The organism is Streptomyces sp. NPDC001507, from assembly GCF_042894765.1.
In the GTDB taxonomy this organism is placed as follows: domain Bacteria; phylum Actinomycetota; class Actinomycetes; order Streptomycetales; family Streptomycetaceae; genus Streptomyces.
In genome coordinates, this window is the sequence record NZ_JBIAVV010000005.1 from 366,701 (window position 1) to 391,477 (window position 24,777).

A 24,777-nucleotide genomic window follows, 5' to 3' on the forward strand; every position below is an offset into this window, starting at 1 on the left:
ACCGCCCCCTACTGCGCCTCCACGGCCGCCCCGGCCTCCGCCGCTTCGCCGGCTTCCCCGCCCGCTACGACCTCTGTGACCCCGCCGACCTCGCCGAGCTCCTCGCGTTCTTCGCGCTCATCGAGTTCTTCGAGTTCTTCGAACTCCTCGGCCACGAACCCGGGCAGCCAGGACTCCAGTTCCTCCCGCAGCCGCACCGTCGCGCCCAGCTGGCACAGCACGCCGATGGTGCTCAGGGTCACCCGGTGTATCAGGAGGTAGGCCGGCGGCAGGTTGAGCTGCTTGCCCAGCTGATGGGCGGGGTTGCGGGGGTCGGCGATGCGGGCCGCCTGGCTGCGCATCCAGTTGCGGGTGAAGGTGAACTCGTCGACCTGGGCCGGTTCGATGATCGGCAGCAGGTAGTCCAGGACGGCGTCGGGGTCCAGCTCTATGGACTCCTTGACGAACCCTTCCGCGCACAGCAGCTCGTAGACCGCCTCGGCGTCGCCGTCCAGCGTCATCCGCAGCGAGTCGCCGATCGGGCTGGGCAGTCCGCCGGAGAGCCGGTCGACGGTGCCGAAGTCCAGTACGCCGAGCCGCCACTCCTCCTCGTCCTCCGGCCCACCGGGCAGCAGGCGGAAATTGCCGGGGTGCGGGTCGGCGTGCAGCAGGCCGGTGCGTGCCGGGCCCGAGAACAGGAAGCGGGCGAGGAGCTGACCCGCCCGGTCGCGCTGCTCCTGGGTACCCTCCGAGATGATCTCGGAGAGCGGTATTCCGTCGATCCACTCCGTGACCAGCACCTGGTCACACTGGTGCACCACTCCCGGCACCACCACGTCGGGGTCGCCCGCGAACTCCTCCGCGTGCGCCGCCTGGGCCCTCGCTTCCAGCGAGTAGTCCAGTTCCTCGGAGACCCGGTCACGCAGCTCCGCGATCAGCGGCTTGATGTCCATGCCCGGGATCAGCGGACCCAACAGGCGAGCGAAGCGGCTCAGTTGTCCCAGGTCGGAGAGGAGGGCCTCGCCGGCACCCGGGTACTGCACCTTGACCGCCACCACCCGGCCGTCCCGCCACACGGCCCGGTGCACCTGCCCGATCGAGGCCGCCGCCGAAGGCTTGTCCTCGAACTCGAGGAACAGCTCCCGCCAGTCCTCCCCGAGGCGCTCGGTGAGCACCGCGTGCACGGTGCGGGTCGGCATCGGCGGGGCGGCGTCCTGGAGTTTGGTGAGGGCTGCCCGGTAGGGACCGGCGACCTCCTCCGGGAGGGCCGACTCGAAGACGGACAGCGCCTGCCCGAACTTCATCGCCCCTCCCTTCAACTCGCCCAGGACCTTGAACAGCTGCTCCGCCGTGCGCTGCTGGAGCTCCCGGCCGACGATCTCCGCGGACTCGCCCACGATGCGCTTGCCCAGACCCCAGGTCGCCCGGCCTGCGAAGCCGAGCGGGAGCGCGGCGAGCTTGGCGGTCCGGGTGACCGCCTTCCGGGGAAGATCAGACATGCGCCCTCCAAGTCCCAGTCGGCCGCTCCGCGTCCGCGTGCTCTCGTCGCTCTGCCGACGGCCGTTGCCCCACCATTGTCGCGTGTGGATCCCCGTTGGTTGAGGAGTGTTCCCCCTTTGCTTTCTCCGCAGCTCCGCACGGGCATGCGGGATGCGGCCAGACCGGTCGCGCGTGCCAGTGCAGAACCGGTACGGACGCCTCCCAGCGTGCCCCCTCGGTGGCCGGCGACTCGCCGTCGAGGAAGGCCAGGGCGTGCGCGGCGGCCAGCCCCGCCACGGCCCCCGCCAGCGTCTGATCGCAGGCGCCCACCCGGCGGGCCTGCCCGGACCGCCACTGGGCGACCAGGCGCGGCCAGGCCGGGTCCCGGTCCGTGCGGTGCTCGTGCAGACAGCGGGCGCAGCCCGTCCCACCGGGCAGGACGAGGGGGCCGACCACGCCGGTGCCCTCCACGACACCCGTGTAGAGGTGCGGGGTTCCCGCGGCCATGAGCGGCTCGGCGGCGCGCGCGTCCGGGGCGTGCACCAGGACGTCGTCGCGCGGGGCGATGATCACCAGTGCCAGGCCGGGCTCCGCCGCGGCCGGGTCCGGGCGGCGGGGCGGGCGGTCCGGGGCCGCCCGGCGGACGACTCTGCCCGCGGCCTCGGTACGGCGCTCGCCGATCGCCTCCGCCGGCAGCCCGCCCGGCGCCACGTCCCACGGCTGGACCCGGCCCACGTCCCGTACGTCGACCTCGCCGACGCCCGCGCCCGAGAGCAGCGCGGCCAGCGTGACACCGACCCGGCCGGCGCCCTGCACCTGCACCCGCAGTGCCCGGCGGGCCGCCAGCCGGTCGATCGCGCCGCCCGGCTCCGGAGTGATCAGGGAGAGCGAGGCGAGATCGGGGCGCAGCCGCTCCAGCGCCTCCTGCTTCCCCCGCAACGCCTGCGCCGCGGGCCCGCCGCCCTGTGCGTCGTCGACGAGCCCGGCCCGGGACAGGCGTTCCACCAGCGCGTCGACATGGCCGTCCGGCAGGTCCATGCGCCGTCCCTCCTCCCGTAGCAGCCCAAGTCCACGGGCGCCGTCGAGCAGGTCGAGGAAGCTTCCGGTCGCGGTGTCCATCGGCCCCAGGGTCATCGCGTGCGCGGGAGTCATCCCGAACTGCACGGTGTTGAGGTCGCGCCAGCCGCGCCGCAGCGCGGGCTTCACCAACGGATGCATGTCAGGCCCCCGTAGCCGTCGAAAGGTCACAGAACGTCCCCGTGCGCCGGTGGAGCCGGTCCTGCTCCGCCGACGAGTGCCAGCATGCCCGGGACGCCGGGCGGGCGCCGAAAGTTGTCCACAGGCGGTGGGTATTCGTCGTACAAATCAGACGCATGGTGGGGGATCGGCACCGAACCGTTCCGGACCCGGGACTTCCCCCGTGTGCAGCGGGTAACGTCGGGGCGTGCCCGCCGACCCACTGCATCGCGCCGGAAAACCACAGCGCAGCACGACGAGCCAGCCGCCCAGCGGCTTGGGGGCGAGCGCGATCGAGGTTCGCAGGAGTGCCCGGCGCCGCCGGACCGTTTCCGCGTACCGCGAGGGCGATCGCACCGTCGTGCTGATCCCCGCCCGGATGTCCGAGGCGGAGGAGAAACGCTGGGTGACCGTCATGCTCAACAAACTCGCCGCCCAGGAGAGCAAGCGAGTGCTGGGCGACGCCGAACTGGCCGAGCGCGCCGACTGGCTGTCGGCCCAGTACTTCGGCGGCCGGGCCCGCCCCGCCTCCGTGCGGTGGGTCACCAACCAGAACACCCGCTGGGGCTCGTGCACCCCCGCCGAGGGCAGCATCCGGCTCTCGCACCGGCTCCAGGGCATGCCCGAGTACGTCGTCGACTACGTCCTCTGTCATGAACTGGCGCATCTGCTGGTACCGGGGCACGGGCCCCGGTTCTGGCGGCTGCTGGAGGCGTATCCGCGGACCGAGCGCGCCCGCGGCTACCTCGAAGGGGTGGTCGCGGCGGGCCGGCTGCCCCACGTGCCCGGCGCGCGCGATGAGTGACACACCCCGGGAACGCTCCCTCAGGGGCCGTTGAGCGCGGTTGTGTACCGGGTCTGTACCGACTTCATCCGATGTCCGAGTTAGCCGTTAGCCTGGCGCGACGCACTCACATTCGGGATGGGGGACGGTCGTAACGCATGGCCAGGGAATTCCAACGCGGCCACAAGGCCAGGATCAGTGACCTCACGGCCGGTACCGATCTGTACGTAGGTGTGCAGATCTCCGGTCCCGGGCTGACCTTCGACATCAGCTGCTTCGGCCTCGACGCCGACGAACGACTGTCGGACGACCGCTACTTCGTCTTCTTCAACCAGCCGAAGTCGCCCGAGGAGTCCATCCAGCTGCTGGGTACGCAGGCGGGCGACACGGAGTCCTTCCGGGTCACGCTGGACCGGATCCCGCCGCAGATCCAGAAGCTGGCGTTCACGGCGACCATCGACGGCGCCGGGCAGATGTCGCAGGTCGCGCCCGGATACATCCGGATCGTCGCGGGCGGCGAGGAGGTGGCCCGGTACTCCTTCAACGGCTCGGAGTTCTCCACCGAGCGCGCCGTGATGCTCGGCGACTTCTACCTGAAGGACGTGTGGCGCTTCGCCGCCGTCGGCCAGGGCTTCGACGGCGGTCTGGAGGCGCTGCTGAAGAACTTCGGCGGCGAGGTGCTGGAGGAGGAGGCGCCCGCCGCGCCGGAACCGCAACAGCCGCAGACCGGGGCCGCGCCCGGCTTCGCGCCGCCCGCGTTCGGCGTTCCGTCCGCGCCCGCGCCGGCTCCCACGCCGACCCCGCCGCCCGCACCCGCCCCCCAGGGCTTCACCCCGCCGCCTGCGCCCGGTCCGGCGCCGGCTTCGAATGTGCACCATGCGCCCACCGTCATCGCGCCGTTGACCCCGCAGGCGCCCGGCATGGTGCCGCCCCCGTCCCCGGCGCCCGCGCCCTACGGTCAGCCGCCCGCCCCGCCCGGTTACGGCCAGCCCCCGGCGCCCCCGCAGACCCCGGGCCCGCCGCCCGGATACCCGCAGCCGCCCCAGGCCCCGACCCCGCCTCCGGGCTACGGGCAGCAGCCGCCGTTCGGGCAGGTCCCCGGGCAGCAGAGCTACGCGGTCCCGCAGGGCGCTCCCCAGGGCGGTGCCGGTGTAGGTGCCGCGCTCCAGAAGTTCAAGGAGACGCCCACCGGGCAGCGCTGGACCCTGCAGAACAGCAAGCTCGTCCGCGTCGACCTCGGGATGGGCGGGCAGCCGGTGCTGGCCCGGCAGGGCAGCATGGTGCTCTACCAGGGCAAGGTCGACTTCAGCTACAAGGGCGCCGGGTTCGCCGGCCGGATCGTGGGCAACGCCACCGGCCAGGAGATGCAGCTGATGCGCTGCACCGGCCACGGTCAGGTCTTCCTCGCCGAGAACTCCGCCCACCTGCACCCCGTCGAGCTCCAGGGCGACGCGATCTGCGTCTCCGCCGAGAGCGTCCTCGCCTTCGACGAGAGCCTCCAGTACGAGGTCCGCCGGATCGAGGGGCACGGCATCCCCGGCGGCGCGCTGTTCACGATGCAGTTCCAGGGCACCGGCACCATCGTCGTCAAGACGCACGGCACGCCCGTCGTGCTGCCCGTGACGCCGACGACGTTCGCCGACTGCAACGCCGTGGTCGCCTGGTCGGCGGCCTCCCAGGTGATCGTCTCCAGCCAGGTGCGGATGCGCCGCAACGCCTACCCGGGCGACACCGGCGAGAGCGTCAACCTGCAGTTCCGGGGTGCGCCCGGCAACTTCATCGTCGTCCAGCCGTACGAGGTCTGAGGGAGCCCGTCATGAACCAGCCGCTCGCGGGCTACGCCCCCGCACCCGTCACCGCCCGCATGGAGAACCACGGCGACCACATGCTGAAGGTCGCCATGCAGACCGGGAACGACCTCCTCGCGCGCGTGGGCTCGATGGTCGCCTACGAGGGCTTCGTCCAGTACGAGCCCAACCCGCCGGCCGTCCGCCAGATCGCCCGGGACTGGATGACCGGAGAAGGCGCGCCCCTGATGAAGTGCTCCGGCGACGGCCTGCTCTACCTCGCCGACTACGGGGCGAACGTCGTCGTCATCAACCTCAACGGCGACGGCATCTCCGTCAACGCCACCAACCTGCTCGCCTTCGACGCCCATCTGACGTGGGGCGTGGAGCGGGTCAAGGGCCTGGCGAAGTTCGCCGGCCAGGGCCTGTGGAACACCAGGATCTCCGGGCAGGGCTGGGTCGCGCTGACCTCCCGGGGCAAGCCGATCGTCGTCGACTGCGGCGGCGGTGAGGACGAGACGTACGTCGACCCGGACGCGCTGGTCGCCTGGTCCCCGAACCTCAAGGTGAAGGGCAAGCGCAGCTTCAAGGCGCAGTCGCTGATCGGCCGGGGCAGTGGTGAGGCCTTCCAGATGGCCTTCTCCGGGCAGGGCATCGTCGTCGTCCAGCCCAGCGAGGACAGCACCGACCGCCTCCGGTTCCGGGGCTGAGGGGGAGTCAGGAAATCATGCAGAGCCCGCTTTTCGCCTTCAACGACTCCCAGGTCCGGGACCGCTACAGCCTGCAGAACAAGCAGATGCTGCGGGTCGTCCTGGAGGGCCACGACGACGTCCTCGCCCGCAAGGGCACCATGGTCGCCTACCAGGGGCTCGTCGAGTTCGACGCCGAGTACCAGGGTCACGGCCAGGCACGCGCGCGTGCGTACACCGGCGAGGGCCTGGACCTGATGCGCTGCCACGGGCAGGGCACGGTCTACTTCGCCAACCTCGCCCAGCACATCCACGTCCTGGACGTCGAGCAGGACGGCCTGACCGTGGACAGCGGCTACGTCCTCGCCATGGACTCCTCGCTGCACTACGAGGTCGTCGCCGTCGACAGCCTCTACGGGATCTCCGGATCCGGGAAGTACCAGCTCAACATCACCGGACGCGGCCAGGTCGCCCTGATGACCTCGGGCGCGCCGCTGCTGATGCAGGTCACGCCCGACAAGTACGTGAACTGCGACGCCGACGCGATCGTCGCCTGGTCCACCGGGCTGCGCGTCCAGATGCAGGCGCAGACGCATTCCTCGGGCGTGTGGCGGCGCCGTGGCAGCACCGGGGAGGGCTGGGAGCTGAGCTTCATGGGAAGTGGCTTCGCGTTGGTCCAGCCGAGTGAACTGCTGCCGCCGCAGCACGCCCAGATCGGCCAGGGCATCGCCGCCCAGTTCGGTATGGGCCAGCAGGGAGCGCGCGGGGCGAACCAGGGCAACGTCTGGAGCTGAGAGCCCATGGGTGAGGGGCGCCCGCAGCGGCGGGCGCCCCTCACCCATGCGCCGACATGCGCCGACAGCTCCCGAAGCCCCAGGTCAGAGCCGCGCGCGAGTGCCTTCCAGTAGCTGTACGACCGAGTCGTCGGCGACCTCCGGCACCTCGTCGTAGGCGAACCAGCGCAGGTCGAGGGACTCGTCGCTGATCGCGTGGGCTACGCCCCGCGGGGCGAGGGCCGCGTACTGGACGTCGAAGTGCCAGTGGCACGGCGCCGGGATCGAGTGCCGGTTCAGGCGCACCGGGCCGCCCGGCAGCAGCGTCAGGCCGGGAATGCCGGACTCCTCGGTCGCCTCCCGCAGCGCCGCGGCCGCCAGCGTGGCGTCGCCCGGCTCGCAGTGGCCGCCCATCTGCAGCCACATCCGCAGCTTCCTGTGCAGGGTCAGCAGCACCCGCCCGTCCTCGGGGTCGACGACCAGCGCGCTCGCCGTGGCATGACCGGCATGACAGGCCTTCCACATGCCGTCCGGGTGTGCCGCGAGGTGGTCGAGGTAGGTCTGGCGCAGCTCGTCCTGGTCCTCGTACCCCTTGAGGACGAGGACCGCGTCGTCGTAAAGGCTCACTCGGTGTCGTCGCCCTTGTCCTGCTCGCCCCTGTCCTGCTCGCCCTCGTCCTGGGCGTCCTTCTTGCGCAGGTCGGGCTTCTGCGCGGCCTCGCCGAGCATCTTGTCCAGCTCGGAGAAGTCCAGCTGCTCGCGGTGCACGAAGCCGTCCGGGTCGTCCAGGTCGGACGCCGTCGGCAGCATGTCCGGGTGCGCCCACAGGGCGTCCCGGCCGTCGACACCGCGCGCGTCGGTGAGCGAGGCCCACAGGCGGGAGGCGTCGCGCAGCCGGCGCGGGCGCAGCTCCAGGCCGATCAGGGTGGCGAAGGTCTGCTCCGCGGGGCCGCCCGTGGCCCGGCGGCGGCGCAGGGTCTCGCGCATCGCGTCGGCGGACGACAGACGCGGCTTCGCGGCCGCGTGGACCACCGCGTCGACCCAGCCCTCGACGAGCGCCAGAGCCGTCTCCAGACGGGCCAGGGCGGCCTTCTGCTCGGGGGTGTCCTCCGGCTGGAACATGCCCTGCTGGAGCGCGTCCTGCAGCTGCTCGGGGTTCTGCGGGTCGAACTGCCCGACCACGTCCTCCAGCTTGGCGGTGTCGACCTTGATGCCGCGGGCGTACCCGTCGACCGCGCCGAACAGGTGCGAGCGCAGCCACGGCACGTGCGCGAACAGGCGCTGGTGGGCCGCCTCACGCAGCGCGAGGTACAGCCGCACCTCCTCCTTGGGCACGCCGAGGTCCTTGCCGAACGCCTCGATGTTCACCGGGAGCAGCGCGGCCTTGCCGGCCGGGGTCAGCGGCAGCCCGATGTCGGTCGAACCGACGACCTCGCCCGCGAGCACGCCCACCGCCTGCCCGATCTGGGTGCCGAACATGGCGCCGCCCATCGAGCGCATCATCCCGATCAGCGGGCCGGCCATGGCCTGCATCTCCTCCGGCAGGACGTCGCCCATCGCGGCGCCGACCCGCTCGGCGACCGGGTCGACCAGCTCCTGCCAGGCGGGCAGCGTCGCCTCGACCCACTCCGCGCGCGACCACGCCACGGCCGAACCGGAACCCGACGGCAGCGACGTCGCGTCGTCCAGCCACAGGTCGGCGAGCCGGACGGCCTCCTGGACCGCGGTGCGCTCGGCGGAACCCACGCTGGCGTCCTTTACGCCGTCCGAGGTGCCCTGGGAGACCGTCTGGCGGGCGATCTGCTTGGCCATGTCCCAGTTCACCGGGCCGCCCTCGTACGAGAGCATCTGGCCCAGCTGCTGGAAGGCCGCGCCCAGGTCGGTGGGGTTCAGCGAACCGAACATGGCAGCGAACGGATTGTCGGCGCCGGGACCGCCGAAGCCGCCGGCTCCGGGGGTGCCGAAGCCGAACGGGTTGGCCGGTCCCTGCCCACCACCGCTCTGCTGGTCCTTCTTCTTGCCCTCGTCGCCGTCTTCCGGCTCCTCCGGCGGAAGGCCGAAACCGAATGGGGTGTCACTCACGGGAATCCTCGGCTGGTAAGGCCACCGGTTCTCTCCGGCGGCGCGGCTGCCCGACAACACCACCCAGCGTAGACACCCCGACCCGATCGGGCCTCGGTGCTTCGCCGACAGTCGGCCTGCGGCAGGATGGATGCCACCTGGTACGTACGCGTCACTCACGCTCGTACTGAAGACAACCGCTGGAGACGCCCGGTGAGTTCCCCAGATCCGCAGGTTCGCGCAGCGCGAAACCACTCAACCCCTCCCGCCGTGCGCGGGCCCGTCGTCGCCGTCACCGGCGCCGCGACCGGGGTCGGCGCGCTGCTCACCGAGCGGCTGGCCGCGTCCGAGGAGGTCAGGCAGGTCATCGCCATCGACGAGCGGCGCGGGGAGTGCGCGGCCGCCCAGTGGCACATCCTCGACGTACGGGATCCGGCCATCGCGGACAAGCTGCGCGGGGCCGACGTGGTGGTGCACCTCGCGCTCGACCTGGACCTGGAGACCGACCCGGCGGCTCGTACGGCCTACAACGTGCGCGGGACGCAGACCGTGCTGACCGCGGCGGCCGCGGCCGGGGTGCACCGCGTGGTGCTGTGCACCTCCGCGATGGTGTACGGCGCGCTGCCGGACAACGAGCTGCCGCTGTCGGAGGACGCGGAGTTGCGCGCCACCGCCGAGGCCACCGGGGTCGGCGACCTCCTGGAGATCGAGCGGCTCGCGCGCCGGGCGCCCCGCGCGCATCCGGGGCTCAATGTCACCGTCGTGCGCCCCGCGGTGCTGGTCGGGGGCACCGACACCGCTCTGACCCGGTATTTCGAGTCGCCCCGGCTGCTCGTCGTCGCCGGGTCGCGGCCCGCCTGGCAGTTCTGCCATGTCGAGGACCTGTGCAGCGCGCTGGAGTACGCGGTCCTGGAGAAGGTCGACGGGGAGCTCGCGGTGGGGTGCGACGGGTGGCTGGAGCAGGAGGAGGTCGAGGAGCTCAGCGGGACCCGGCGGATGGAACTGCCGTCGGCGGTGGCGCTGGGGGCGGCGGCCCGGCTGCACCGGATCGGTCTGACGCCGTCGCCGGCCGGGGACCTCGCGTACACGATGTATCCGTGGGTGGTGAGCGGGAGCCGGCTGCACGACGCCGGGTGGCGGCCGGGGTGGACGAACGAGGAGGTGCTGGCCGAGTTGCTCGAGGAGGTGGCCGGGCGGCACACGGTGGTGGGGCGGCGGCTGGGGCGCAAGGACGCGACGGCGGCGGGGGCGGCGGGAGCGACGGTGGCGTTGCTGGGGGCGGCGGCTGTGGTGCGGCGGGCGCGGAAGGCTCGGCGGCGGATCTGACGGGGGCGTGGTTTTCTCGCCCCCGCCGCCCCTACCCGTCCCGTCCTTCCAGGGGGTGGGCCCCCTGCGACCGCCCGTTTCGGGGGCTGCCGCCCCCGGACCCCCGCATCGGCCTGCGGCCTCGTCCTCAAACGCCGGACGGGCTGTGACGTGGTGCCGGCCGGCCGTCGTCCGCAGACGCCCGACGGGCTGGGGGGTGGGGGCGCGGGTCGGTCGTCGTCCGCAGACGCCCGACGGGCTGGGGGGCGCGGGTCGGTCGTCGTCCTCGGACGGCGGGTGGGCTGGAGAGTGGGAACCGTCGCTGTAGGAGTCTCCGAACCCGTGCGCGCGTGTGACTGGTGTTGGTCGTATTCCGCGTGGTCGGGGGAGTGCGGCACGATGGGGGTATGGCTGCTGTGAGTGATCATCCTGGGGAGCGGGGCGCTGCGGATCCCGTGAAGCTGATCGGGATCCGGGAGAGTGCGCTCTCCGTGGACGAGGTCTTCGCGGCCGTGGGGGACGACGCGGCCGGTGGGATCGCGCTGTTCGTGGGGACGGTGCGGAACCATGACGGGGGCGCCGACGTGGACGCGCTCGGGTATTCGTGTCACCCCAGTGCCGAGGACGAGATGCGGCGGATCGCCGAGAAGGTCGTCGCCGAGTACCCGGTGCGGGCGCTGGCCGCCGTGCATCGGGTGGGGGACCTGCGGGTGGGTGATCTCGCCGTGGTCGTCGGTGTGTCGTGCCCGCATCGGGGGGACGCCTTCGAAGCTTGTCGAAAGCTGATCGACGACCTCAAGCACGAGGTGCCCATCTGGAAGCACCAGAAGTTCTCGGATGGGACGGAGGAGTGGGTGGGGGCCTGCTGAAGGGCCTCGGCCGGGCCTCCGCTTGCGTAACCGTACCCCTCGCGTGAGCGTTGTCAGTGCTGGTGACTAATCTGCTGATCAGTCAGTCGCAGACGCTCATGGGGTTGGGAGGTCGGCATGGCGGCGCTCGTCTGGTTGCTGATTCCGCTGGTGGCGGCGGTTGGTGCCGGTGTGTGGGGCAGCTGGGCCAACCGGACCAGGAGGGTGCGCAGCGACGGGCCGGAACTCGACGGGTACGCACGCTTCCGGGAGGCCATGGAGAAGTCCCGCTCCGGCAGCTGAGGGCGGCCGGGGCGCATGCGACGGGTGGCCCTGACGGTGCGCTGACAGACCCGTCCCGTACTGTCTTGGCATGCCACGCCGCACCGCGACGATGCTCGCCTCCACCCTGATGCTGATCGCGCTCCTGTGCGCCGGAGTGCTCATCAACGTGCCGTACTCGGAGATGTCTCCCGGCCCGACCGTGAACACGCTCGGGGACCACGACGGCGAGCCGGTGCTGCAGATCTCCGGCCACAAGACCTACGCGACCTCCGGGCACCTGAACATGACCACGGTGCGGGTCACCAGCGCCGACTACAAGATGAACCTCGTCGAGGCCGTCTACGGGTGGCTCTCGCACGACAACAAGGTCGTGCCGCACGACACGCTCTACCCGGACGGCAAGACGGAGCAGCAGTCCACGCAGGAGAACGCCGAGGAGTTCAGCCAGTCCCAGGAGAGCGCCAAGGTCGCCGCGCTGAAGGAGCTGGGCGTCCCGGTGAGGTCCTGGGTGATCGTCTCCACGGTCCTCAAGGACTCGCCCGCCGAGGGCAGGCTGCACGCCGGCGACGTGATCAAGGCCGTCGACGGCACGGTGGTCAAGCAGCCGACCGACGTCGCCACGCTGGTGACCAAGCACAAGCCCGGCCAGGACGTGGTCTTCACCGTCGTGCCTGCCAAGGAGCAGGCCGCCGCCGAGAAGGCGAACAAGACGGCCACGAAGACCGAGAATGTCACGGTCACCACGACCACCTCCGACGACAGCGGGGCGAAGCGCGCCATCGTGGGGATCTCCGCCGGGACCGATCACACGTTCCCGTTCTCCATCGACATCAAGCTCGCCGATGTCGGCGGACCGAGCGCGGGGCTGATGTTCTCGCTCGGGATCTACGACAAGCTCACCCCGGGCAGCCTCACCGGCGGGAAGTTCGTCGCCGGCACCGGCACGATCGACGACGACGGCACGGTCGGCCCGATCGGCGGCATCTCGATGAAGACCATCGGCGCGCGCAGCAAGGGCGCCCAGTACTTCCTGACCCCGGCCGACAACTGCGCCGAGGCCGCCAAGGGCACCCCGAGCGGGCTCACCCTCGTCAAGGTGAAGACCATCGGCGACGCCCTCGGCGCCCTCAAGGACATCCGCAGCGGGGACACCGGCGCCCTGCCGAAGTGCACCGCCAAGGGCTGAGCAGGCGTACCACAGCCGTACGGGCAGCCGCGTACACGCAGCCGGGGGCGCCCTTCCTGACGAGGGGCGCCCCCGGCTGCCGTCCGGTGGCGGGCTCAGTCCTCGAAGGTCGCCTTCAGCGCGTCCGCCAGACCCGGCACCAGGTCGGGACCGGTGAGCACCTCCGTCGGCGAGTCCTTCTCGCGCAGCCGTACCGCAGAGTCGCGGCCGCCGTCGCGCAGCACCGCGACCGTCATCCGGACCTCCTGGCGCTCGGGGTGTCCCGCCACCCACTTGGCCAGCTTCGCCTCGCTCAGCCCCTCGGGGACCTGGGACTCGGCGGACGGCGGCAGCATCAGCCGCTCCACCGTGAGCGCGCACCCGACCACCGCGTCCGGCCAGGCGATGGTGCCGAGGAACTCGTCCAGCGCCTTGTCCGTCGGCACTTCCTCCTGCTCGATCGGGGTGAGACCGGTGGTCGCGGACTCGTCCTCCAGACCGAGCTGGGCGGCGAGGGCCGGTTCCTGGGTGCGCAGCCGCGCGGTGTCGACGAGGGCGAAGAGACGAGCGGGCTGGTCCCAGCCGAGGCCGGAGGCGTACTCGTCGATCTCTAGAACGGCCCGGGTGAGCGGGTTCGCTGCCATGGGAGTGTTGGACATGGTCACAATCCTGCCTCGTTCATGGCCGGAATCGGGAACCGAGTAAGCGGTGAGTAAGTTGCATAGGTGTGGCCCCGCGATCACGGGGGGACACGTCCGGCCCGCGAACAAGCGGGCCTGACGCAACAACAGCGGATCAACAGCGGATCAAACAGCGAACTTCGAGGTGCGCACCTTGGCTTTCCAGATGCCGGACCGCGGCGGAGGCCCGACGGGGCCACGGATCAGAGCGACCGGACGTCCGTCCCGGCGGGTGCGGACCCTGCTCCTGACACTGGGCGTCCTTGCCGCGCTCGGCATGGCGTTCACCATGTTCGCGGGCTTCTGGACGGACTGGCTCTGGTACCGGTCGGTGCACTACTCCTCGGTGTTCACCACCACCCTGTGGACCAAGATCGGGCTGTTCGCCGTCTTCGGTCTGCTGATGGCGGCCGCGGTGGGCTTCAACGTCTGGCTGGCGCACCGGCTGCGGCCCCCGCTGAGCGCCATGTCCATGGAGCAGCAGAGCCTCGACCGCTACCGGATGGGCATCGCGCCGTACAAGAAGTGGCTGCTGCTCGCGGTCACCGCGCTCGTCGGGCTGATCGCCGGTGCTTCCGCGGCCGGCCAGTGGCGTACCTGGCTGATGTGGGTCAACGGCGTGCCCTTCCACCAGAAGGACCCGCAGTTCCACCTCGACGTCTCCTTCTACGCCTTCGAGCTGCCCTGGTACCGCTTCCTGCTGGGATTCGGCTTCGCCACCGCGATCCTCTCCCTGATCGCCGCCGCGCTCACCCACTACCTGTACGGCGGGCTGCGCGTCACCAGCCCCGGCGCGCGCGCCACGGGTGCCGCGACCGGCCACCTCTCCGTGCTGCTCGGCTTCTTCGTCGCCCTGAAGGCGGTCGCCTACTGGCTCGACCGCTACGGACTGGCGGTGAAGTCCAGCGACTTCAAGGCCACCGGCAACTGGACGGGCCTGAGGTACGTCGACGCGAACGCCTATCTGCCGGCCAAGACGATCCTGTTCTGCATCGCCGTCATCTGCGCGCTGCTGTTCTTCGCCACCCTGTGGCGGCGCACCTGGCAGCTGCCCGTCATCGGCTTCGGCCTGATGGTTCTCTCGGCGATCCTCATCGGCGGCCTCTACCCGGCGATCGTCCAGAAGTTCCAGGTCCAGCCCAACGAGCAGGCCAAGGAAGCCCCGTACGTCCAGAAGAACCTCAAGGCGACCCGCGAGGCCTACGGCATCGACGACACCCAGGTCACCGAGTACAAGGGCACGAGCACGACCACGGACAAGACCAAGCTCCGGGGCGACGTCGACGCCACGGCGAGCATCCGGATCATGGACCCGAACATCGTGTCGCCCACGTTCCAGCAGTTGCAGCAGATGCGGAACTACTACGCGTTCCCGACCAATCTGGACGTGGATCGCTACACCAAGGACGGCAAGGTCCAGGACACCGTCATCGGCCTGCGCGAGCTGAACCTCGCCGGCATCCCGAAGAACAACTGGATCAACGACCACTTCCGCTACACCCACGGCTACGGCGTGGTCGCCGCCAAGGGCACCGAGGCCGACGACCAGGGCCAGCCCGTCTTCACCGAGTCCGACCTGCCGTCCACGGGCGACCTGGGCACGTACCAGCAGCGCGTCTACTACGGCGAGAAGACCAACACGTACTCGATCGTCGGCGGTCCCCAGAAGGAGATCGACTACTCCGACGACAACGGTGAGAAGCTCACCAGCTACGCGGGCAAGAGCGGGGTCAGCCTCTCCAGCCCGATCAACCGCGCCGCGTACGCGGTGGCGTTCAACGAGCCGCAGATCCTTTACTCGGGCGCGATCGGCAAGGGCTCGCGGATCCTCTACAACCGCACGCCCAAGGAGCGCGTCGAGGCGGTCGCCCCCTGGCTGACCATCGACGGCGACGCGTACCCGGCGGTCGTGGACGGCCGTATCCAGTGGATCGTCGACGCCTACACCACGTCGAACGGCTATCCATACGCCTCCCGTACGACCCTCGGCGACACCACCGCCGACTCGCTGACCGCGACGAACAACTCGCGCGCGGTGGTGGCGCAGCAGAACCAGGTCAACTACATCCGCAACTCGGTGAAGGCGACCGTCGACGCGTACACCGGCGAGGTCAAGCTCTACCAGTGGGACACCGAGGACCCGGTGCTGAAGACCTGGATGAAGGCCTTCCCGGGCACGGTGCAGCCCAAGAGCGCCATCTCGCAGGACCTGATGGACCATCTCCGGTACCCGCAGGACCTGTTCAAGGTGCAGCGCGAACTGCTCACCCGCTACCACGTGACGGACGCCCAGACGTTCCTGACCGGCAGCGAGGTGTGGCAGGTGCCCGACGACCCGACCAACAAGTCAGGCGACGCGGTGCCGCCGTACTACCTGAGCATGAAGATGCCGGACCAGAGTGCGCAGACGTTCTCGCTGTCGACGACGTTCACGCCCAACGGGCGGGACAACCTCAGCGCGTTCATGTCGGTCGACTCCGAGGCCGGTTCGAAGGACTACGGCAAGATCAGAATCCTGAAACTGCCGACCAGTACGACCGTCGACGGGCCCAAACAGGTCCAGAGCAAGTTCAACTCCGAACAGGAGATCGCGGCCGCCATCAAACTCCTCAAGGGCGGCGACTCGGAGGTCGAGTACGGCAATCTGCTGACCGTGCCACTGGACGGGGGCCTGCTGTACGCGGAGCCGGTCTACGTCCGCGGTGCGGGGGTCAAGTACCCACTGCTGCGCAAGGTGTTGGTCACCTACGAGGGCAAGACCGTCTTCGAGAACACCCTCGGCGAGGCGCTCGACAAGGTCTTCGGCACCAACGGTTCCGATACGGGCTCCTCGGACACCGGGACGACCTCGCCGCCGACGTCGTCCGGCAACCCCACCGTCCAAGCGGCGCTGGACGACGCCCAGAAGGCCTTCGCGGCCGGACAGGAAGCCCTGAAGAAGGGCGACTGGACGGCGTACGGCAAGGCGCAGGACGAACTGCGGGACGCGCTCGCGCGGGCCGAGGAGGCGCAGTCCAAGGCCGACAAGACCAGTGGCGGTGGCACGACGGCGAGCAGCAGCCCGAGTCCGGGCGCGACGAGTCCGGGCGCGACGGCGAGTCCGAGCGCCGGCAGCAGTCCGAGTCCCAGCGGGAGTTCCAGCCCGAGCGGATGATCCCCCGCGGATGACCAGGAGCTCTGACCAAGAGCCGGTGGTCGAGAGCTGGTGATCAAGCCCGGCCCGCGCCGTGATACGGTTTCTACACAACGGCGCGGGGTGGAGCAGCTCGGTAGCTCGCTGGGCTCATAACCCAGAGGTCGCAGGTTCAAATCCTGTCCCCGCTACTGAAGTCGAAGGCCCGGATCCTCTTGGGATCCGGGCCTTCGCGCGTGCGCGTGGGCGGGCCGCCGAACCGCCCGCGGTGTCCGGCCGGGCGGCACCCGGTGTCCGGACGGGCGGCGAACGCATGTACCGGTGGACCGGGTCGCCGCGCCGCTGGGGGGAGTTGAGGGAGATGTGTTTGACTTGTCGTTCTGTGGGCATGTCGACAAAACGCTGAAGTGACCTCACGGTCTGCGGTATACGTGGTGTACCCAGGTTGCAGGTGGTGCGACGATGGACGTTATGGGGGACAAGGCAACTCTGTTCGAGACAGGGCGATTTGTGCAGCCTTCGGGCGAGGAGCCGACCCGCGACGAGGCCGCCGAGGCCGCTGAGGAGGCACGTCACCGGATCCAGGCCGAGGCCGGTGACGTCGAGTCGATGAGTGTGCTCGGCGCCATGCTGCTGCGCCGCGGCGACCTCGACGGAGCCGAGCCGCAGCTGCGCGCGGCCACCGCCGCCGGCGACCGGGCCGCCGCCAACAACCTCGGAGTCCTGCTGCACCAGCGCGGCTACCCCGAGGAGGCGGCCGGCTGGTGGCGGATCGCCGCCGTCGCCGGATCCGCGGCCGCCGCCCACGCGCTGGGCCGCCACCACCGCGAACGCGGCGACGAACCCGCTGCCGAGTACTGGCTGCGCCAGTCCGCCGAACAGGGCCACGCGCTCGGCGCCTACGCGCTGGCCGACCTGCTGGAGCACCGGGGGGACGCGGACGCCGGACAGTGGATGCGGGCCGCCGCCGAGCGGGGGCACCGGGAGGCGGCCTACCGGCTGGCGCGCGCGCTCGACCGCAGGGCGGCCGCACGCGAGGACGGAACCGGGACGGACGACGGTGCCGGCGCCGAGGCCGCTGCGGCGGACACGGAGGCCGCCGAGGCCGAGCAGTGGTACCGGCAGGCCGCCGCCCGCGGCCACCGGCGGGCCGCGCTGCACCTCGGCGCGATCCTGGAGAAGCGCGGCGAGCTCAAGGAGGCCGGGCGCTGGTACCTGACCTCCGCCAAGGACGGCGAGGCCCGGGCCGCCTGCGCGCTCGGCTTCCTGCTGCGCGACGCCGGGGACGTCGAGAGCGCCGCCGTGTGGTGGCTGCGGGCCGCCCAGGACGGCGACGGCAACGCGGCGAACGCGCTCGGTGCGCTGCACGCCGAGCGCGGCGAGACGCAGACCGCCGAGCGCTGGTACCGGGCGGCGATGGACGCCGGCGACGACAACGGGGCGTACAACCTCGCGCTGCTCTGCGCCGAGCAGGGGCGGACCGCGCAGGCCGAGCAGTGGTACCGGCGGGCCGCGTACGCCGGGCACCGCGAGGCCGCGAACGCGCTCGCCGTCCTGCTGCTCCAGGTCGGCGACACGAGCGGCGCCGAGCCGTGGTTCTCCAAGGCCGCGGAGGCGGGGAGCGTGGACGCCGCGTTCAACCTCGGGATCCTCTACGCCGGGCGCGGCGAGGACCGGGTCGCGCTGCACTGCTACGAGCGGGCGGCAGCCGCCGGCCACACGGAGGCCGCCCTCCAGGTCGGCATCGCCCGGCTCCGTGAGGGCGACGAGGCGGCCGCCGAGCGCCATCTGCGGTGCGCGGCGGGCGGCGGCAGCGCCGAGGCCGCCTACCGGCTCGCCGCCGTCCTCGACGCACGCCGGCCGCCGGTGTCCGAGCACGAGCTCGGCGAGTCGTCCCTGAACGTGAAGACCGAGTGCGAGGAGTGGTACGAGCGGGCCGCCACGCAGGGGCACCGGCGGGCCCAGGTGCGGGTCGGGATGCTGGCCGCCGCGCGCGGTGACGTGGTGGAGGCGGCGCGCTGGTACCGGACGGCGGCCGAGGCCGGGTCGCGCAACGGCGCGTTCAACCTCGGGCTGCTGCTGGCCAGGGAGGGCAGCGAGCCGGAGGCGGCCGTGTGGTGGGAGCGGGCCGCCGACGCGGGGCACGGGCGGGCGGCGTTGCGGCTCGCCCTGGTCTACGCGCGTCGTGGCGAGCTCGCGGTCGGGCAGCAGTGGGCCGACCGGGCGGTGGCGCTGGGGCCGGCCGAGGTGACCGAGCGGGCGGGGCGGCTCCGGGACGCCCTGCGGGAGGAGCTGTCGGCGTAGGCCGGTGTTCCCGCAGGTCAGGTGGGGTCACCGGTATTGATTTGCTTCTGTCCGCTCCCCTCACGTAGTGTTCAGTTCATCGACGCGGGGTGGAGCAGCTCGGTAGCTCGCTGGGCTCATAACCCAGAGGTCGCAGGTTCAAATCCTGTCCCCGCTACTGAAGGCCGAGGGCCGGAATCCGGAAACGGATTCCGGCCCTCGGTGTTTCCGCCCGGGTGAGCCCGAGCCCGAGTGCGTCCGAGCATGACGAAGGCCCCGGCGCTCGTCATGAGCGCCGGGGCCTTCGGGAACGCTCGTTCGTCAGACGGCCGCCGCGCAGTCCGGGCACAGGCCGCGGTACGTCACCTCGACGTCGGAGACCGTGAAGCCGAACCGCTCCGAGGCGGGGAGGTCGGCCATCGGGTTGCCGGTCGGGTGGACGTCACGGATCGAACCGCAGCGGGCGCAGACCAGGTGGTGGTGCGGCCGGTGCGCGTTCGGGTCGTACCGCTTGGCGCGCTTGTCCGTCGACACCTCGACGACCTCGCCGAGCGAGACCAGCTCACCCAGCGTGTTGTAGACGGTCGCCCGGGAGATCTCGGGGAGCTTGACCACGGCCCTGGCGTGGACCTCGTCGGCCGTCAGATGGACGTGCTCGCCGTCGAGTACCTCGGCCACGACGCGTCGCTGCGCGGTCATCCGCCATCCGCGTCCACGCAGCCGTTCCAGAAGGTCACTCATGGCATTCAGCCTAACAGCAGGGCCTCCTTTTTCCGAACAGGTGTGACTTTGGAACCTTGCTTGACTTGGACTAAGTCCAATGTAGGATCGAGTTCGGGATCGCCAAAGTGACAGGAATGGTGCGAAATGGCACAGGAGACGCAGGGCGCAGGACGGGACGCGGGTGTGCCGCAGGGGCAGCTGACCACGGAGGCCGGGGCGCCGGTGGCGGACAACCAGAACAGCGAGACCGCGGGCGTCGGTGGCCCGGTCCTGGTCCAGGACCAGCTCCTGCTGGAGAAGCTCGCCCACTTCAACCGCGAGCGCATCCCGGAGCGGGTGGTGCACGCGCGCGGTGCCGGCGCCTACGGCACCTTCACGGTGACCGCGGACGTCACGCCGTACACGCGCGCCGCCTTCCTCTCCGAGGTCGGCAAGGAGACCGAGACCTTCCTGCGCTTCTCGACCGTGGCCGGCAATCTCGGGTCCGCCGACGCGGTGCGCGACCCGCGCGGCTGGGCGCTGAAGTTCTACACCGAGGAGGGCAACTACGACCTCGTCGGCAACAACACCCCGGTGTTCTTCATCAAGGACGCCATCAAGTTCCCCGACTTCATCCACACCCAGAAGCGCGACCCCTACACGGGCAGCCAGGAGGCGGACAACGTCTGGGACTTCTGGGGGCTCAGCCCCGAGTCCACGCACCAGGTGACCTGGCTCTTCGGCGACCGCGGCATCCCGGCGTCGTACCGCCACATGAACGGCTACGGCTCGCACACCTACCAGTGGAACAACGCGGCCGGCGAGGTCTTCTGGGTCAAGTACCACTTCAAGACCGACCAGGGGATCAGGAACCTCACGCAGGCGGAGGCGAACCTGCTCGCCGGCGCGGACCCGGACTCGCACCAGCGCGACCTGCGTGAGGCGATCGAGCGCGGGGAGTTCCCGACCTGGACCGTGCAGGTGCAGATCATGCCGGCGGCGGACGCGGCGACCTACCGGTTCAACCCGTTCGACCTCACCAAGGTGTGGCCGCACGCGGACTACCCGCCGATCGAGATCGGCCGGCTGGAGCTGAACCGCAACCCGCAGAACGTCTTCGCCGAGGTCGAGCAGTCGATCTTCTCCCCGGCGCACTTCGTGCCCGGCATCGGCCCGTCCCCCGACAAGATGCTCCAGGGCCGCCTCTTCGCCTACGGCGACGCGCACCGCTACCGCGTCGGCACCAACGCCGACCACCTGCCGGTCAACCGCCCGCACGCCGCCGAGGCGCGCACCTACTCCCGCGACGGCTCCCTGTACGACGGCCGGCACGGCGGCGCCAGGAACTACGAGCCGAACAGCTTCGGCGGACCGGCGCAGACGGACCGCCCGCTGTGGCAGGCGTACGACGGCTTCGCGGGCGGCACCGGCAACCACCCCGCCCCCGTGCACGCCGAGGACGACGACTTCGTGCAGTCCGGCAACCTCTACCGCCTGATGTCCGCGGACGAGCAGGAGCGGCTGGTCGAGAACCTGGCCGGCTTCATCGCCAAGGTGTCGCGCGACGACATCGCCGAGCGCGCCATCGGCAACTTCCGCCGGGCCGACGAGGACTTCGGCAAGCGACTGGAAGCCGCGGTGCAGGCCCTGCGCCCCCTTCGCGCCTGAACGGATGGTTGCGGTTCGGGGCGGCACCTGTGCGGGCGGTGCCCGTGAGGCGCCGCCTCGATCATGCGGAGACGGGCTCCCGGGCCGGAGCCCAGCAGCGGATGATGTCGCGGACCGAGACGATGCCGGCCGGTTCGCCGCCGTCCAGGACGATCAGATGGCGGAAGCCGCCGTGGGCCATCGCCCGGGCCGCCTCCTCCAGCGTCCAGGTCGGGGTGGCGAACACGACGTCGTTGGTGGTGTGGGCGTGGATGGGCTCGGTGTCGGGGTTCTGGCCGAGGCCCACGGAGTTGAGGACGTCGCGTTCGGTGATGATCCCGATACCGCCTGCGTCCGGGTCGTGGACGATCGCCGCGCCCACGCGGCGCGCGGACATCAGGGCGGCTGCCTGGCGGAGGGTGTGGGCGGGGCCGACGGTGAGAACCACGGTGCTCATGGCGTCACGGACGAGCATGAAAGGTGCCACCTCCTAGGGAAATCGCCGGGATAGTTCAGCGATTCACAAATGCACAAGTGAGGGTTCTCTCAGGGTGGCAGGTAAAGCACGGGTCAACAAGGGGGTGCGTGCAGCCAATTGAGGGCGCACGCGCTCATATGTGATGGTGGCAGTGAGCCGGATTGGGCCCGTTGTGCCTCACAAGACCGTTTCAGTAACGCTGGGTGAGGTACGACAGCAGCTCGTCGTGGAGCAGGCCGTTGGACGCGGCCGCGTTGCCGCTGTGCGGGCCCGGCCGGCCGTCGAGGCCGGTGAAGGTGCCCCCGGCCTCCGTCACGACGATCGCGTTGGCGGCCATGTCCCACAGGGACAGCTCCGGCTCGGCGCAGATGTCCACGGACCCCTCGGCCACCATCATGTACGGCCAGAAGTCGCCGTACGCGCGCGTGCGCCACACCTCGCGGGTGAGGTCCAGGAAGCCGTTCAGCTGCCCGCGCTCCTCCCAGCCGCCGAGCGAGGAGTACGCGAAGGAGGCGTCGGTCAGCTTGGAGACTCGGGAGACGCGCAGGCGGGTCGCCGAGGACAGGCTGCGGCCGGTGAAGGCGCCGTGGCCCTTCGCGGCCCACCAGCGGCGGCCGAGCGCGGGGGCGGAGACCAGGCCGACGACCGGCTGGTAGCCGCCCTCGCCCGCCTCCGTCAGGGAGATCAGGGTCGCCCAGACCGGGACGCCGCGAACGTAGTTCTTCGTGCCGTCGATCGGGTCGACCACCCAGCGGCGCGGGCCGGTGCCCTCGATGCCGTACTCCTCGCCGAGGATCGCGTCCCGCGGCCGGGCGCGCTGCAACTGGCCGCGGATCAGTTCCTCGGCGGCCTTGTCCGCCTCGCTCACCGGGGTCATGTCCGGCTTGGTCTCGACCTTGAGGTCGAGCGCCTTGAAGCGGTCCATGGTCACGGCGTCGGCCGCGTCCGCGAGCACGTGGGCGAGGCGCAGGTCATCGAGGTAGTCCGGCATGTGACGAACGGTATCTGCCGGGATGGGCGCGGGGCTACCAGGGGAGGTCCGGTGATGCGGGCAAGTGATCGGGTGGTGACCTGCGTTGGCCTCCGGCACGCCTGCGGCGCGCCCGCGCGTGTTGGCCGAAGGGCGCCCCCCGGTGCCGTCGCGAACCCTTGACAGTCGATTCGTGCGCGTCAAATCTGGGCGCAGAGTCGCTCGCCCCAGGGAGGCGATGATGCCTGCAGCCCGGGAATCCCTTCTGGACGCCGCGTACGCCGCGCTCGCGCGCCGGCCGTGGGCTGCCGTGCGGATGGTCGACGTGGCGGCGGCGGCCGGGGTGTCCCGGCAGACGCTGTACAACGAGTTCGGCAGCAAGGAAGGCCTGGCGCGGGCGCTGGTGCGCAGGGAGGCCGACGGGTATCTCGCCGGTGTGGAACGGGCGTTGGGGAGCCACGCCGAGGCGCGGGAACGCCTGACGGCGACGGCCGAGTGGATGGCGGTGGCGGCTCGGGAGAACGTGCTGGTACGGGCGATGCTCACGGGGTGCTGGAGCGAGCGGTTGCCGTCGCCGACGCTGACCGCGGTGCCGTCGTCGTCGGCGGTGCCGGCGCAGCGGCGGGCGGACGGGCCGTTGCCCTCTCCCGGGGACTTCGTGCAGATCGTGCGGGACCGGGCGGTGACGGTGCTGGCGGGGGCGGGGGCCGGGCAGGGGAACGGCGAGCTGGCCCGGTCGTGCGAGCTGGTGGTGCGGCTGGCGTTGTCGTGTGTCGCGGCGCCACCAGGGGAGGGCGGGGTGGCGGAGCTGGTGCGCGGGGCGCTGCACCGACAGCCGGTGTGAAAGAGACAAGGGGTGGTGCGGGTCGTCGGGATCCGCGGATGGGAGGGGGCTGGTCGCGCAGTTCCCCGCGCCCCTTGGGCGGGCTGTTGTGCTGTGGGCTGTGAAGTGCGGGTCGTCGGGATCCGCGGCTGGGTGGGGCTGGTCGCGCAGTTCCCGGCGCCCCTTGGGTGGGCTGTCGTGCTGTGGGCTGTGAAGTCGCTTGTCGGATGCGGTCCCGCGCCCCTGACGGGGCGCTTCAGTGGGCGGAGCCGGAGAGCTGGAGGCCGATTACTCCCGCGATCACCAGGCTGATGGAGATGATCTTCAGGGTGGAGACGAGGTCGCCGAGGAAGACCATGCCGTAGATGGCGGTGCCCGCCGCGCCGATGCCGGTCCAGACCGCGTAGGCCGGGCCGACGTCCAGCTTCTTCAGGGACAGGGTCAGCAGGCCGAAGCTGCCCAGGGCGAAGGAGGCGAAGGCTATCGTCGGCCATAGTCGGGTGAAGCCGTGGGAGAGCTTGAGGCACACGGCGAAGCCGGTCTCCAGGATCCCGGCCACGATCACCAGCAGCCACGCCATGTGCTGTCCTCCCGTATGTCCAGCTCGGTGCGATTATGCACTTACCGAACTCCGGTCATGACAAACACCCCGGTGGTCAGTCGCCTTCCTTGCGGTCCCGGGTCGCCAGCAGCCGCCGCAGCGAGTACAGGCGGGCCGGGTCCGCGTGGCCTTCCGCGACCCACTCGTCCAGCGCGCAGTCCGGCTCGTCGTGGCTGCACGCGCGCGGGCAGTTCACGGTCCCGGGCTCCAGGTCCGGGAAGGCGTGGATCACGCGGGACGGGTCGATGTGGGCCAGGCCGAAGGAGCGGACGCCCGGGGTGTCGACGACCCAGCCCCCGTCGTCGGAGAGCGGGAGGGCCAGGGCCGACGTGGTGGTGTGGCGGCCGCGGCCGGTCACCGCGTTGACGTGACCGGTCGTACGGCGGCGGTCCTCCGGGACCAGCGCGTTCACCAGCGTGGTCTTGCCGACGCCCGAGTGGCCGACGAACGCCGTGATCTTGCCGTCGAGATGGTCCCGGACCCGGCGGGCGGCCTCCCCCTCCGCCAGCTCCTCGCGGCTCGTGACCACGTAGGGGATCTCCAGGTCGCCGTACAGCTCCAGGAGCTTGTCCGGCGGGGCCAGGTCCGACTTGGTCATGACCAGCAGGGGGGTGAGACCGCCGTCGTAGGCCGCCACCAGGCAGCGGTCGATCAGGCGCGGGCGGGGCTCGGGGTCGGCCAGGGCGGTGACGATCGCCAGCTGGTCGGCGTTGGCGACGACCACGCGCTCGAACGGGTCGTCGTCGTCGGCGGTGCGGCGCAGCACGGACGAGCGTTCCTCGATGCGCACGATCCGGGCGAGGGTGTCCTTCTTGCCGGACAGGTCGCCGACCAGGGCCACCCGGTCGCCGACCACCGCGGCCTTGCGGCCCAGCTCACGGGCCTTCATCGCGAGGATCGTCCGGTCCCCGACCAGGCAGGTCAGCCGCCCCCGGTCGACGGTGAGGACCATCCCCTCGGCCGCGTCCTCGTGCTTGGGGCGGATGTTGGTCCGCGGCCGGTTGCCCTTGCGGTTGGGGCGGGCGCGGATGTCGTCCTCGTCGGTGTGCTTGCCGTAGCGGCGCATGTCG

The 24,777-nt window shown here is 71.1% G+C and carries 22 protein-coding genes and 2 tRNA genes; 14 read left to right on the forward strand and 10 right to left on the reverse strand.

What is annotated here, in order from left to right; genetic code table 11:
• Positions 1 to 8: 8 nt before the first annotated feature.
• Together ACFY0K_RS18865 and ACFY0K_RS18870 are read right to left on the reverse strand one after the other, a co-directional pair.
• Positions 9 to 1,478 carry an ABC1 kinase family protein gene (locus tag ACFY0K_RS18865; protein ID WP_390640782.1) on the reverse strand — a complete coding sequence of 490 codons (1,470 nt, stop codon included), beginning with the start codon at positions 1,476 to 1,478 and terminating at the stop codon, positions 9 to 11.
• The gene (locus tag ACFY0K_RS18870; RefSeq protein ID WP_390640783.1) at positions 1,471 to 2,676 is read right to left on the reverse strand and encodes a TOMM precursor leader peptide-binding protein; all 1,206 of its coding nucleotides are present in this window, start codon (positions 2,674 to 2,676) and stop codon (positions 1,471 to 1,473) included. Before ACFY0K_RS18870 ends, ACFY0K_RS18865 begins: the two co-directional genes overlap by 8 nt.
• 226 nt (positions 2,677 to 2,902) lie before the next feature.
• Between ACFY0K_RS18870 and ACFY0K_RS18875 the strand changes: the two genes are divergently transcribed.
• The 4 genes from ACFY0K_RS18875 (at position 2,903) to ACFY0K_RS18890 (ending at position 6,748) form a co-directional block, all read left to right on the forward strand.
• Positions 2,903 to 3,499: a M48 family metallopeptidase gene (locus ACFY0K_RS18875; RefSeq protein ID WP_351957932.1), complete on the forward strand. Its 597-nt coding sequence runs from the start codon at positions 2,903 to 2,905 to the stop codon at positions 3,497 to 3,499.
• Between the two features lie 137 nt (positions 3,500 to 3,636).
• Positions 3,637 to 5,283 carry a TerD family protein gene (locus ACFY0K_RS18880; RefSeq protein WP_390640784.1) on the forward strand — a complete coding sequence of 549 codons (1,647 nt, stop codon included), beginning with the start codon at positions 3,637 to 3,639 and terminating at the stop codon, positions 5,281 to 5,283.
• A gap of 11 nt (positions 5,284 to 5,294) precedes the next feature.
• Positions 5,295 to 5,975 (forward strand): AIM24 family protein, encoded by a 681-nt coding sequence (locus ACFY0K_RS18885; protein WP_390640785.1) that lies wholly within the window; start codon positions 5,295 to 5,297, stop codon positions 5,973 to 5,975.
• Between the two features lie 17 nt (positions 5,976 to 5,992).
• Positions 5,993 to 6,748: an AIM24 family protein gene (locus tag ACFY0K_RS18890; RefSeq protein WP_093499197.1), complete on the forward strand. Its 756-nt coding sequence runs from the start codon at positions 5,993 to 5,995 to the stop codon at positions 6,746 to 6,748.
• Positions 6,749 to 6,832: 84 nt separating this feature from the next.
• Here ACFY0K_RS18890 and ACFY0K_RS18895 read toward each other — a convergent pair whose 3' ends face one another.
• Together ACFY0K_RS18895 and ACFY0K_RS18900 are read right to left on the reverse strand one after the other, a co-directional pair.
• Entirely contained in the window at positions 6,833 to 7,354 is a 522-nt protein-coding gene (locus tag ACFY0K_RS18895) for an NUDIX hydrolase (protein ID WP_390640786.1), read from the reverse strand.
• Positions 7,351 to 8,808 (reverse strand): zinc-dependent metalloprotease, encoded by a 1,458-nt coding sequence (locus ACFY0K_RS18900; protein WP_390640787.1) that lies wholly within the window; start codon positions 8,806 to 8,808, stop codon positions 7,351 to 7,353. Before ACFY0K_RS18900 ends, ACFY0K_RS18895 begins: the two co-directional genes overlap by 4 nt.
• Before the next feature lie 192 nt (positions 8,809 to 9,000).
• On the opposite strand from ACFY0K_RS18900, the gene ACFY0K_RS18905 reads away from it, so the two are divergent.
• The 4 genes from ACFY0K_RS18905 (at position 9,001) to ACFY0K_RS18920 (ending at position 12,411) form a co-directional block, all read left to right on the forward strand.
• Positions 9,001 to 10,113 carry an SDR family oxidoreductase gene (locus ACFY0K_RS18905; RefSeq protein WP_351957926.1) on the forward strand — a complete coding sequence of 371 codons (1,113 nt, stop codon included), beginning with the start codon at positions 9,001 to 9,003 and terminating at the stop codon, positions 10,111 to 10,113.
• A gap of 386 nt (positions 10,114 to 10,499) precedes the next feature.
• Positions 10,500 to 10,961 (forward strand): molybdenum cofactor biosynthesis protein MoaE, encoded by a 462-nt coding sequence (locus ACFY0K_RS18910; protein WP_093508048.1) that lies wholly within the window; start codon positions 10,500 to 10,502, stop codon positions 10,959 to 10,961.
• Positions 10,962 to 11,078: 117 nt separating this feature from the next.
• On the forward strand, positions 11,079 to 11,243 hold the full coding sequence (locus tag ACFY0K_RS18915; RefSeq protein WP_390640788.1) for a hypothetical protein: 165 nt from the start codon (positions 11,079 to 11,081) through the stop codon (positions 11,241 to 11,243).
• 70 nt (positions 11,244 to 11,313) lie between these two features.
• Positions 11,314 to 12,411 (forward strand): PDZ domain-containing protein, encoded by a 1,098-nt coding sequence (locus tag ACFY0K_RS18920; RefSeq protein WP_390640789.1) that lies wholly within the window; start codon positions 11,314 to 11,316, stop codon positions 12,409 to 12,411.
• A 95-nt stretch (positions 12,412 to 12,506) separates the two neighbouring features.
• On the opposite strand, the gene ACFY0K_RS18925 is transcribed toward ACFY0K_RS18920, so the two are convergent.
• The gene (locus ACFY0K_RS18925) at positions 12,507 to 13,049 is read right to left on the reverse strand and encodes a PPA1309 family protein (protein ID WP_390640790.1); all 543 of its coding nucleotides are present in this window, start codon (positions 13,047 to 13,049) and stop codon (positions 12,507 to 12,509) included.
• Positions 13,050 to 13,236: 187 nt separating this feature from the next.
• On the opposite strand from ACFY0K_RS18925, the gene ACFY0K_RS18930 reads away from it, so the two are divergent.
• From ACFY0K_RS18930 to ACFY0K_RS18945, 4 genes are all read left to right on the forward strand, one after another.
• Entirely contained in the window at positions 13,237 to 16,224 is a 2,988-nt protein-coding gene (locus tag ACFY0K_RS18930) for a UPF0182 family protein (protein WP_390640967.1), read from the forward strand.
• 96 nt (positions 16,225 to 16,320) lie between these two features.
• Positions 16,321 to 16,394: transfer RNA gene (locus ACFY0K_RS18935), tRNA-Met, on the forward strand.
• Between the two features lie 271 nt (positions 16,395 to 16,665).
• A complete protein-coding gene (locus ACFY0K_RS18940; protein ID WP_390640791.1) occupies positions 16,666 to 18,507 on the forward strand; it encodes a sel1 repeat family protein in 1,842 nt (613 codons plus the stop codon).
• Positions 18,508 to 18,590: 83 nt separating this feature from the next.
• Positions 18,591 to 18,664: transfer RNA gene (locus tag ACFY0K_RS18945), tRNA-Met, on the forward strand.
• A gap of 143 nt (positions 18,665 to 18,807) precedes the next feature.
• Here the strand turns inward: ACFY0K_RS18945 and ACFY0K_RS18950 are convergent.
• The gene (locus tag ACFY0K_RS18950) at positions 18,808 to 19,227 is read right to left on the reverse strand and encodes a Fur family transcriptional regulator (protein ID WP_351957920.1); all 420 of its coding nucleotides are present in this window, start codon (positions 19,225 to 19,227) and stop codon (positions 18,808 to 18,810) included.
• 126 nt (positions 19,228 to 19,353) lie between these two features.
• Here ACFY0K_RS18950 and ACFY0K_RS18955 point away from each other — a divergent pair, with 126 nt between their 5' ends.
• On the forward strand, positions 19,354 to 20,856 hold the full coding sequence (locus ACFY0K_RS18955; protein ID WP_390640792.1) for a catalase: 1,503 nt from the start codon (positions 19,354 to 19,356) through the stop codon (positions 20,854 to 20,856).
• A gap of 61 nt (positions 20,857 to 20,917) precedes the next feature.
• On the opposite strand, the gene ACFY0K_RS18960 is transcribed toward ACFY0K_RS18955, so the two are convergent.
• Both ACFY0K_RS18960 and hisN read right to left on the reverse strand, forming a co-directional pair.
• Complete coding sequence (locus ACFY0K_RS18960) at positions 20,918 to 21,310, reverse strand: cyclic nucleotide-binding/CBS domain-containing protein (RefSeq protein WP_390640793.1); 393 nt, start codon at positions 21,308 to 21,310, stop codon at positions 20,918 to 20,920.
• Between the two features lie 193 nt (positions 21,311 to 21,503).
• Entirely contained in the window at positions 21,504 to 22,304 is an 801-nt protein-coding gene (gene hisN, locus ACFY0K_RS18965; RefSeq protein WP_390640794.1) for a histidinol-phosphatase, read from the reverse strand.
• Between the two features lie 217 nt (positions 22,305 to 22,521).
• On the opposite strand from hisN, the gene ACFY0K_RS18970 reads away from it, so the two are divergent.
• Positions 22,522 to 23,127, forward strand: coding sequence for a TetR/AcrR family transcriptional regulator (locus tag ACFY0K_RS18970; protein ID WP_390640795.1), 606 nt, complete (start codon positions 22,522 to 22,524; stop codon positions 23,125 to 23,127).
• 235 nt (positions 23,128 to 23,362) lie between these two features.
• Here ACFY0K_RS18970 and ACFY0K_RS18975 read toward each other — a convergent pair whose 3' ends face one another.
• Entirely contained in the window at positions 23,363 to 23,686 is a 324-nt protein-coding gene (locus ACFY0K_RS18975; RefSeq protein ID WP_093499187.1) for a multidrug efflux SMR transporter, read from the reverse strand.
• A 76-nt stretch (positions 23,687 to 23,762) separates the two neighbouring features.
• On the reverse strand, positions 23,763 to 24,773 hold the full coding sequence (gene rsgA / locus ACFY0K_RS18980; RefSeq protein WP_390640796.1) for a ribosome small subunit-dependent GTPase A: 1,011 nt from the start codon (positions 24,771 to 24,773) through the stop codon (positions 23,763 to 23,765).
• Positions 24,774 to 24,777 lie beyond the last annotated feature (4 nt).